The following is a 6,863-nucleotide window of genomic DNA, read 5'->3' as shown; positions in this document are numbered from 1 at the left end:
GCTCGCCGATCTTCAGGCCTTCTGCGCCGGCCTTCAGGCGGGCGACGAACTCGTCGAAGATCGACCGCTCGACGTACACGCGCTCGGTGCCCAGGCAGACCTGGCCGCAGTTGGCGAAGGCCGAGCGCAGGGTGCCCTCGATGGCCTTGTCCATGTCGCAGTCGGCGAACACGATGCCGGCGTTCTTGCCGCCCAGCTCCAGCGACACCTGGCGCACGCCCTTGGCGGCGGCGCGCATGATGGTCTCGCCGGTGCCGGTTTCGCCGGTGAAGGTGATGGCGTCGACGTCCGGGTGGGCGGTGAGGAAGGCGCCGGCTGAGTTGCCGCCGAAGCCGTGCACCACGTTGTAGACGCCGGCCGGCACGCCGGCGGCGTTCATCACCTCGCCGAGCAGGGCGGTGGTGGTGGGGGTTTCCTCGGAGGGCTTGACCACCACGGTGTTGCCGCAGGCCAGCGCCGGACCGACCTTCCAGGTCATCAGCAGCAGCGGCAGGTTCCACGGGCTGATCACGCCGATCACGCCCTTGGGGCGGCGCACGCCGTAGTTGAGCGCGCCGCTGCCATCCGGGGTGGCCATCTCGAAGGCCTCGGTGGGCACGTTCTTCACCAGGTCGGCGAACACCGAGAAGTTGGCCGCGCCGCGCGGGATGTCGATGTGCGAGGCGAGGGATTTCGGCTTGCCGGTGTCCAGGCACTCGGCTTCGAGGAACTCGTCGAAGCGCGCGGTGATGCCGGCGGCGACGCGGTGGAGGATCTCGGTGCGCTCGGCCACAGTCATACGGCCCCACGGGCCTTTCAGCGCTGCGCGCGCGGCCTTGACCGCGGCGTCGACCTCTGCCTCGCCGGCCTCGTGAATCTTGGCGATCACCTGGCCGTTGGCCGGGTTGACGTTGTCGAACAGCTTGCCGCTGGCCGAGCCGACGTATTCGCCGTTGATGAAGTGCTTGATCTCTTTCATGGATGCGGTCTCGGGATCAGGTCAGGACGGTGAGGAAGCGCTCGTTGAGCTCGCGGTCGTGATAGAAGATCGCCTTGCCCAGCTGGTCGGCGGTCCAGGTCACCGGCGGGTGGTCCGGGTAGTGGTAGTCGCCGCCGCAGAACACCTCGTTGCGGTTGCCGGACGGATCGAAGAAGTAGATGGTCTTGCCGTGGGTCAGGCCGTGGCGGGTCGGGCCGATGTCGATCGAGGTGTCGGTCATGCTGATCAGGTCGGCGGCGCGCAGCACGTCGTCCCAGGTCTCGAGGAAGAACGAGGCGTGGTGCAGCTTGCCCTGCTCGGCGTGCAGGATGAACGCCACGTCGTGGGCCTTCATGCCGACGGTGAGGAACTGGGCGACGCGCTTGCCCTCGGGGTCGATCACCTGCTCGGCCAGATCGAAACCGAGCACCTCGCTGAACAGGCGCAGGGTTTCATCCAGGTTGCCGCCGTAGAGCAGGGCGTGATCGAAGCGGGTCGCCTTCATGCCCTTGAGGCCGCGCGGCCAGGCTTCCGGGTTGATCTCGGCGATGCCCCACTTGCCGGTCTGCTCCTTCTCGGCGAACAGCTCGAAGCGGTGGCCGGTCGGCGCGCTGAAGCGGATGCGCCGGCCACAGCCCTTCAGCTCGCCGGCGGGGATGCTCTCGACCATGCAGCCGAAGGCCACCAGGTCCTCGCTCAGACGGCCGAGGGTGGCGTCGTCGAGCACCTTGAAGGCCATGAAGTCCATGCCGGCCTCGTCGGCCTCGCGCAGCACCACGGAGAACTTGTCGACCTCGGTCCAGCCCTTGAGGTACACGCGGCCCTTGTCGTCACGGTCGACCTCGATCAGACCGAGCAGCTCGACGTAGTGCTCGAGGGCCTTGGCCATGTCCAGCACGCGCAGCTGAATGTGCCCGGGGCGCATCACACCTTTTTTCATCTCGACACCTCTGTTGTCTTTTTTGTTGGGTCAAACGGGTTGCCCGGCCGTGCTAGCGCAGCGGCAGGGATGTCACGACCGGCCCGATGGAGCCGGCTGGATGGCCAGGTCGCTGCGCGGAAACAACCGGCAGGCGAGGACCAGGCCCTGCTCACGGTCGATGGCGTTGACATGGCGGCTGCTCATGCGCCCGCAGTCGAACTCGCCACTGACCACCTGCACCTTGCACAGGCCGCAGCCGCCGCCGCGGCAGCCGACCGGTACGCAGCGCTGGTGCTGCTGCTCCATGGCGGCAAGCACGCTCTGCTCATCGCTGCAGGCGAAGCTCTTGCCGCTGCGGGTTTCGGTAATGCGGAAGGATTGGCTCATGGGTCACCTCAGCTCCGCTTGGGCAACGCGGCAGGCGCGGCTGCCGAGCCGTCGAGGTCGACGCCCGTGGTCACTGGGGAAGTCAGGCCTGGCCGCAGGTTGCCCAGCGCGCCAAAGACAATGACGAGGGCGAGGACAGCGATTTCCAGCAGGCGGGCTCGGCGCCTTACGCGGGCGCCGCAGGGGGAAGGCTGGCGGATTGACCCCAGCGCATGGATCTTGGGTTGAATGCTCATGTCGACCGTACCGTTTTGTTTTTGTATCGGTTGGCGGCAGCAGGCTGATCAGTCTTCAGGCAGCTCTGCTTGTACGGAACACTGGAGCAATGGCTGTGCCAAGGCCGCCGCCGGCCTCGAGAATCGAATCTAAATAACTGATTTATATGAATTTTTTATCGAATATCGACGTACGGCGACGTCGTCACGATCAGCGGGCCGGCAGCGGGAGAGGATGGCCAGGCAAGAAAATTCACGATTTGATCAACTTCTCGCCACGCTCCCAAGCCAAAGGCCCAGCCCATGCAGGGCAGGGCGCTGCCGCGGCAAATTGCAGCAGATGATCAATTTCCGTCGTTTTTGACCATTTGATTGATTTTTTGCCGGCAACCCGGTTCCATGCCGATATCGGCCGCGCGCGCGCGCCACCTCCCCCCACAACAACAAGCAAGGGGCCCGCCCGATGGCGATCAAGTACAAGCCGCAACTGCAATACCCGGACATCCAGGACCTCAGCAACCAGATCCGCTTCGTCAGCCAGGAGGGCAAGATCTGGCTGGGCGAGCAGCGCATGCTGCTGATGCCGCTGTCGGCGCTGGCCAACTTCCGCCGGGAGATGGTCGACCTGCTCGGCGTCGAGCGCGCCAAGGGCTTCTTCCTGCGCCTGGGCTACCAGTCCGGCCTCAAGGACGCCGAGCTGGCGCGCAAGCTGCGCCCCGACTCCAGCGAGCTGGACATCTTCCTCGCCGGCCCGCAGCTGCACATGCTCAAGGGCATGCTGCGCTCGCGGCCGATCGAGGTGGACATCGACGTCGATAAGGGCCGCTTCTACGCCGAGATCGACTGGCTGGACTCCTTCGAGGTGGAGACCGAGCTGGGCCTGATGGACCAGCCGGTCTGCTGGACCCTGCTCGGCTACGCCTGCAGCTATACCTCGGCGTTCATGGGCCGCGAGATCATCTTCAAGGAGATCAGCTGCCGCGGCCGTGGCGACGACAAGTGCCGGGTGATCGGCAAGACCGCCGAGGAGTGGGAGGACACCGCCGAGTTCAAGGCCTACTTCAAGAACGACCCGGTGATCGAGGAACTCTACGAGCTGCAGTCGCAGGTCGCCACCCTGCGCAGCCGCCTGCAGACCCACGACGGCCAGTACTACGGCGTCGGCCAGTCGCCGGCCTACCAGCGCATCTGCCAGACCATCGACAAGGCCGCGCGCGGCAAGGTCTCGGTGCTGCTGCTCGGCGAGACCGGGGTGGGCAAGGAGGTGATCGCACGCAGCGTGCACCTGCGAAGCGCGCGCGCCGAGCAGCCGTTCGTGGCGGTGAACTGCGCAGCCATCCCGCCGGACCTGATCGAGGCCGAGCTGTTCGGCGTGGAGAAAGGCGCCTACACCGGCGCCACCCAGTCGCGCGCCGGGCGCTTCGAGCGCGCCCACGGCGGCAGCATCTTCCTCGACGAGGTGATCGAGCTGACCCCGCGCGCCCAGGCCACCCTGCTGCGCGTGCTGCAGGAGGGCGAGCTGGAGCGGGTCGGCGGCCAGCGCACCCACAAGATCGACGTGCGGGTGATCGCCGCCACCAACGAGGATCTGGCCGAAGCGGTGCAGGCCGGACGTTTCCGCGCCGACCTGTACTACCGTCTCAACGTGTTCCCGGTGCAGATCCCGCCGCTGCGCGAGCGCCTCGAGGACATCCCGCTGCTGGCCGAGCACTTCCTCAAGAAGTTCCACGAGCAGTACGCCAAGAAGACCCTCGGCCTGTCCGACCGCGCCCTCGAGGCCTGCCAGCACTACGCCTGGCCGGGCAACATCCGCGAGCTGGAGAACGTCATCGAGCGCGGGGTGATCCTCACCGACAGCAACGAGAGCATCAGCGTCGAGGCGTTGTTCCCCGGGCTGGTGCTGGAAGGCGAGAACAGCGGCGTGCGCCTGTCGCGGGCCGGCGAGCTGACCGCCGGCACCGCGGCGGCGGCGGCGGTGCACTGGGTCGAGCAGATCCTCGAGGGCGGCATCAGCCTCGACGAGGTGGAGGCCATCCTGATGCGCGAGGCCATGCGCCGCAGCCAGAACAAGGTGTCGCGCGCCGCGCGCCTGCTCGGGGTGACCCGCCCGGCGCTGGCCTACCGGCTGAAGAAGGCCGAGGGCGACATGCCGGCCGGCTGATGCCATCCGGCCGCCCCTGTTCCACGTGGAACACTCACAGGCGCAGCAGCACTTCCTCGGTCGGCACGTACGGCAACTTGTGCGCCTGTGCCACGCCGGCATTGTTGATCGCGCCGCTGGCGACGTTGAGGCCGTTGCGCAGATGCACGTCCTCCTCCAGCGCCCGCCGGATGCCCTTTTCGGCCAGGGCGACGACGAAGGGCAGGGTGGCGTTGTTGAGCGCCAGAGTGGCTGTGCGCGCCACGCCGCCGGGCATGTTGGCCACGCAGTAGTGCACCACCTCGTCGACCACGTAGGTCGGATGGGTGTGGGTGGTCGGCCGCGAGGTCTCGGCGCAGCCGCCCTGGTCGATGGCCACGTCGACCAGCACCGCGCCGGCCTTCATCTGCCGCACCATGCCGGCGCTGATCAGCTTGGGCGCCGTCGCGCCGGGGATCAGCACGCTGCCGATCACCAGATCGGCCGCCAGCACCAGCTCGCTCAGCGCCGCGCGGGTCGAGTAGCGGGTGGCGATGCGGTTGCCGTACTGCGCATCCAGACGGCGCAGGGCCTCCATGTTCTTGTCGAGGATGGTCACCTCCGCGCCGAGGCCGATGGCCATCGCCGCGGCATGACTGCCAACCACACCGCCGCCGACGATCACCACCTTGCCCGGCGCCACCCCGGGTACGCCGCCAAGCAGCACGCCGCGCCCACCATGGACCTTCTCCAGGCAGCTGGCGCCGACCTGGATCGACATGCGCCCGGCCACCTCGGACATCGGCGCCAGCAGCGGCAGGCGGCCCTTGGCATCGGTGACCGTCTCGTAGGCGATGCAGGTGGCGCCGCTGGCCAGCAGCTCGTCGGTCTGCGGCCGATCCGGCGCCAGGTGCAGGTAGGTGAACAGGGTGTGTCCGGCATGCAGGCGGGCGCGCTCCGAGGCCAGCGGCTCCTTGACCTTGACGATCAGCTCGGCCTCGGCGAACACCTGCTCGCCATCCGCGGCGATCCGCGCCCCGGCCTTCTCGTAGTCGGCGTCGCTGAAGCCGATGGCCGCCCCCGCCTGGGTCTCCACCCAGATATGGTGACCGAGCGCGCGCAGCTCGGCGACCGACTGCGGGGTCAGTCCGACGCGGTACTCATGATTCTTGATTTCCCTGGGGACACCGATACGCATGGCAGTTCTCCGTAGCCGCACATGGACTTTTCCTGAGCGTAGCACGGTGCCAGCACCCTGCCGCCGACCGGCGGCGGGGCAGCGGCGGGGCGCAAATGGTCGCGCACTTTTGACGGCGGCGACCGCCTGCGGCCTAATGCACTCCATCCAGCAGCCCGAGTGTCGCCATGTCCCTTCCGTCGTCCAGCGCCGTCATGCGTCCGAGTACCCTGCACCTGCCGCAGGGCGCCTGGGCCACGGTGCTCGACTGCCTGTGCGAGCATTTCCCGGCCATCGACCGCGCCACCTGGCTGGCACGCATGCAGCGCGGCCGGGTGCTGGACGGCGACGGCGCGCCGCTCAACGCCGCGCATCCCTACCGGGTCGGCCTGCGCATCCACTATTTCCGCGAGGTGGCGGAGGAGACGCCGATCCCCTTCGAGGAATGCGTGCTGCATGCCGACGAGCACCTGCTGGTGGTCGACAAGCCGCACTTCCTGCCAGTGATGCCGGCCGGCGCCTGGGTCGAGCAGACCCTGCTGGCGCGCCTGGTACGCCGCCTCGGCAATCCGCAGCTGGTGCCGCTGCACCGCATCGACCGGCCGACCGCCGGGCTGGTGCTGTTCTCCACCAACCCGGCCAGTCGCGGACGCTATCAGGCACTGTTCCGCGAGCGGCAGATCGACAAGCACTACGAGGCCATCGCTCCGGCGTTGCCGCAGCTGCAATTCCCGCTGCAACGCGCCACCCGCCTGGTGGCCGGCGAGCCGTTCTTCCGCATGCAGGAGGGCCCCGGCACGCCGAACAGCGAAACGCGCATCGAAGTGCTCGAGCGCCGCGGCGCGCTGTGGCGCTACGCGCTGTATCCGGTCACCGGCAAGAAGCACCAGCTTCGCGTGCACCTGGCCGCCCTCGGTGCGCCAATCTGCAACGATCCCTTCTATCCCGAGCTGACTGCCGCCCTCGACGCCGCGGACGACTTCGAGCGTCCGCTCAAGCTGCTGGCCCGCGGCCTGCACTTTCGCGACCCGCTGAGCGGCGAGCCGCGCACCTTCACCAGCCGCCTGCAGCTGGACTGGTAAACC

7 protein-coding genes are annotated in these 6,863 nt (G+C 67.9%); 2 read left to right on the top strand and 5 right to left on the bottom strand.

Going from position 1 to position 6,863, the window contains the following annotated elements; genetic code table 11:
* From BMZ19_RS20985 to BMZ19_RS20970, 4 genes are all read right to left on the bottom strand, one after another.
* Nucleotides 1-958, bottom strand: a 958-nt coding sequence (locus tag BMZ19_RS20985; protein ID WP_090313540.1) for an aldehyde dehydrogenase family protein, incomplete at its 3' end; no start/stop codon positions are given.
* Nucleotides 959-974: 16 nt separating this feature from the next.
* Nucleotides 975-1,898: a catechol 2,3-dioxygenase gene (locus BMZ19_RS20980; RefSeq protein WP_090313538.1), complete on the bottom strand. Its 924-nt coding sequence runs from the start codon at nucleotides 1,896-1,898 to the stop codon at nucleotides 975-977.
* A 72-nt stretch (nucleotides 1,899-1,970) separates the two neighbouring features.
* On the bottom strand, nucleotides 1,971-2,267 hold the full coding sequence (locus BMZ19_RS20975) for a 2Fe-2S iron-sulfur cluster binding domain-containing protein (RefSeq protein ID WP_090313536.1): 297 nt from the start codon (nucleotides 2,265-2,267) through the stop codon (nucleotides 1,971-1,973).
* A gap of 8 nt (nucleotides 2,268-2,275) precedes the next feature.
* A complete protein-coding gene (locus BMZ19_RS20970) occupies nucleotides 2,276-2,503 on the bottom strand; it encodes a hypothetical protein (protein WP_090313534.1) in 228 nt (75 codons plus the stop codon).
* Between the two features lie 442 nt (nucleotides 2,504-2,945).
* Here BMZ19_RS20970 and BMZ19_RS20965 point away from each other — a divergent pair, with 442 nt between their 5' ends.
* Entirely contained in the window at nucleotides 2,946-4,643 is a 1,698-nt protein-coding gene (locus tag BMZ19_RS20965) for a sigma-54-dependent Fis family transcriptional regulator (protein ID WP_090313532.1), read from the top strand.
* Between the two features lie 34 nt (nucleotides 4,644-4,677).
* Here BMZ19_RS20965 and ald read toward each other — a convergent pair whose 3' ends face one another.
* Nucleotides 4,678-5,799, bottom strand: a complete 1,122-nt coding sequence (ald, locus tag BMZ19_RS20960; RefSeq protein ID WP_090313530.1) for an alanine dehydrogenase — start codon at nucleotides 5,797-5,799, stop codon at nucleotides 4,678-4,680.
* 167 nt (nucleotides 5,800-5,966) lie between these two features.
* On the opposite strand from ald, the gene BMZ19_RS20955 reads away from it, so the two are divergent.
* Nucleotides 5,967-6,860, top strand: coding sequence for an RluA family pseudouridine synthase (locus BMZ19_RS20955; protein WP_090313528.1), 894 nt, complete (start codon nucleotides 5,967-5,969; stop codon nucleotides 6,858-6,860).
* Nucleotides 6,861-6,863: the final 3 nt, after the last annotated feature.

The sequence above is a fragment of the Pseudomonas linyingensis genome (assembly GCF_900109175.1).
Taxonomy (GTDB): Bacteria; Pseudomonadota; Gammaproteobacteria; order Pseudomonadales; family Pseudomonadaceae; genus Geopseudomonas; species Geopseudomonas linyingensis.
This window is presented reverse-complemented; position numbering and strand designations above follow the sequence as displayed.